Origin of the sequence: Streptomyces sp. NPDC049040, from assembly GCF_043197715.1 — a bacterium.
GTDB lineage: Bacteria > Actinomycetota > Actinomycetes > Streptomycetales > Streptomycetaceae > Actinacidiphila.
This window is the reverse complement of record NZ_JBICTO010000039.1, coordinates 9,298-11,370: the sequence shown is the minus strand read 5'-3', so window position 1 is coordinate 11,370 and position 2,073 is coordinate 9,298. Positions and strand designations below refer to the sequence as shown.

General features: G+C 72.6%; 1 protein-coding gene. It reads left to right on the top strand.

What is annotated here, in order from left to right:
- Positions 1–384 precede the first annotated feature (384 nt).
- Positions 385–2,073 (top strand): NB-ARC domain-containing protein (locus tag ACGFMP_RS37045; RefSeq protein WP_393678487.1); only part of this gene is annotated, 1,689 nt, incomplete at its 3' end.

The following is a 2,073-nucleotide window of genomic DNA, read 5'->3' as shown; positions in this document are numbered from 1 at the left end:
CCTTCGAGGCTTTAGACACTTCGAAGATCAGCCGGTGGCCGTCTTTCTATGCGGGCACCAACCCGGACACCGGGACAAACCCCCGGAACAGGTCCAACCCGCTACACCACTTCCAAGGACGTAACCCGGCGGTCCCGGACGGAGCCCCGGCAGGAACCGCGTCGAAACAGCAAGAGCCGTGACCACGGCACGGCACGTTGCCGGGTGCGGGTAACCGACGAAACGGGGTGTTCGGGGTGACGGGATGCCGGGTGTGTGCTGGGCTGGTGCCGAGGGTTCGGGGCGGGCGCGGGGGAGGATCGGGTGGGTGAGCGGCGTGAGGATGCCGGACGGTTACGGCCGCAGGTGAGCGCGGCCGGCCAGGGACTGGCCACGGGCGGGGACGTGGATATCCGTGCGGGCGGCCAGTCGGTGGCGGTTCAGCGGGTCGACGGGAACGTCGTCTTCCAGGCAGCGCCGCGGCAGCCGGCCGGCCTGCCGCACCAGGTGGGGTTGGTGCCCCCACGTGCGCTGTCCTTTCAGGACCGTGCGGAGGCCTCTCGGTTGGCCGCGATGGTCGAGGGTGGGGGCACGGCGGTGCTGTGCCAGGTTTTGACGGGGATGGGCGGGGTCGGCAAGACCCAGTTGGCTGCGGATTTCGCGCACCGGGCCTGGGACGAGCGCCGGGTGGAGGTGCTGGTGTGGGTGACCGCGGTCTCCCGCACCGCCGTCATCGCCGCGTACACGCAGGCCGCCGAGGAGCTGTGCGGGGGCGAACCTTCCGATCCCGAGCGAGCCGCGGGCGTGTTCCTGGCGTGGCTGCGCGCCCGGCAGCATCGCTGGCTGGTGGTGCTGGACGACATCGCCGACCCCGCGGACCTGAAGGGCCTGTGGCCGCCGGACAGCCCGCACGGCCGGACGGTTGCCACGACCCGGCGCCGGGACGCCGCGCTGACAGGGCAGGGCCGGCGCCGCATCGACGTCGGCGTCTTCTCCACCGGTGAGGCAGTTCGCTATCTGGCCGGTGTGCTGGCTGAGCACGGCCGCACCGTCCCCACCGACCAGCTCGATGCCCTCGCCCACGATCTGGGGTGCCTGCCGCTGGCGCTGTCGCAGGCCGCCGCCTATCTCGTCGACCAAGCCCTGCCCGTCACTGACTACCGCGCCCTGCTGGCCGACCGCACCCTGGACCGCGCCCTGCCGACCCCCGACGTCCTGCCCGACGACCAGCACCACCCGGTAACCGCGGCGTGGTCGCTGCAGGTGGACCTCGCCGACGCCCAGGGCCCGCCACGGCTTGCCCGCCGCCTGCTCGAGCTGACCGCCGTCCTCGACCCCAACGGCATCCCCGCCGCCGTCCTCACTTCCCGGTCGGCCCGCGTATGGTGCGCCGACGACGCCAGGCAGGACGCCGGAGGACTGCACGGCACGGCCGCCGTACCAGAGGTGACCGGAGAGCAGGTCTACCAGGCGCTGCGGGTCCTGCACCGGCTCAGCCTGATCGACCACACCCCCGACACCCCCCACCGGGCTGTGCGCGTCCACGCCCTGATCCAGCGCACCACCCGCGACACCCTCACCCCCAGCCGGCACACCGCCTGCACCCAAGCAGCCGCTGATGCCCTGGACGACGCCTGGCCGGAGATCGAACGCGACACCGACCTCACCCAGGCCCTTCGCACCAACACCGAGATGCTGAGCCGTCACGCCGAACCAACCGGTTGCCTCTACAGGTCCGGCGCCCACTTCGTGCTCTTCCGGGTCGGTAGCAGCCTGGGTCAAGCCGGCCAGGCCGCCGCTGCCGGCGACTACTTCCACCGCCTGGCCCAGACCGCCACCCGCCACCTCGGCCCCGACCACCCTGACACCCTCGCTGCCCGACACAGCCTCGCCCACTGGCGGGGGGAGGCGGGGGATCCTGCCGGCGCCACGGCCGCCTTCGCAGGGGTACTGGACGACGTGCTGCGGGTCATGGGACCCGACAACGTCGACGTCCTCATCACCCGCGACGACCTCGCCCGATGGCGGGGGGAGGCGGGGGATCCTGCCGGCGCCGCGGCCGCCCTCGCCGAACTCCTGGCCGATCAACTGCGG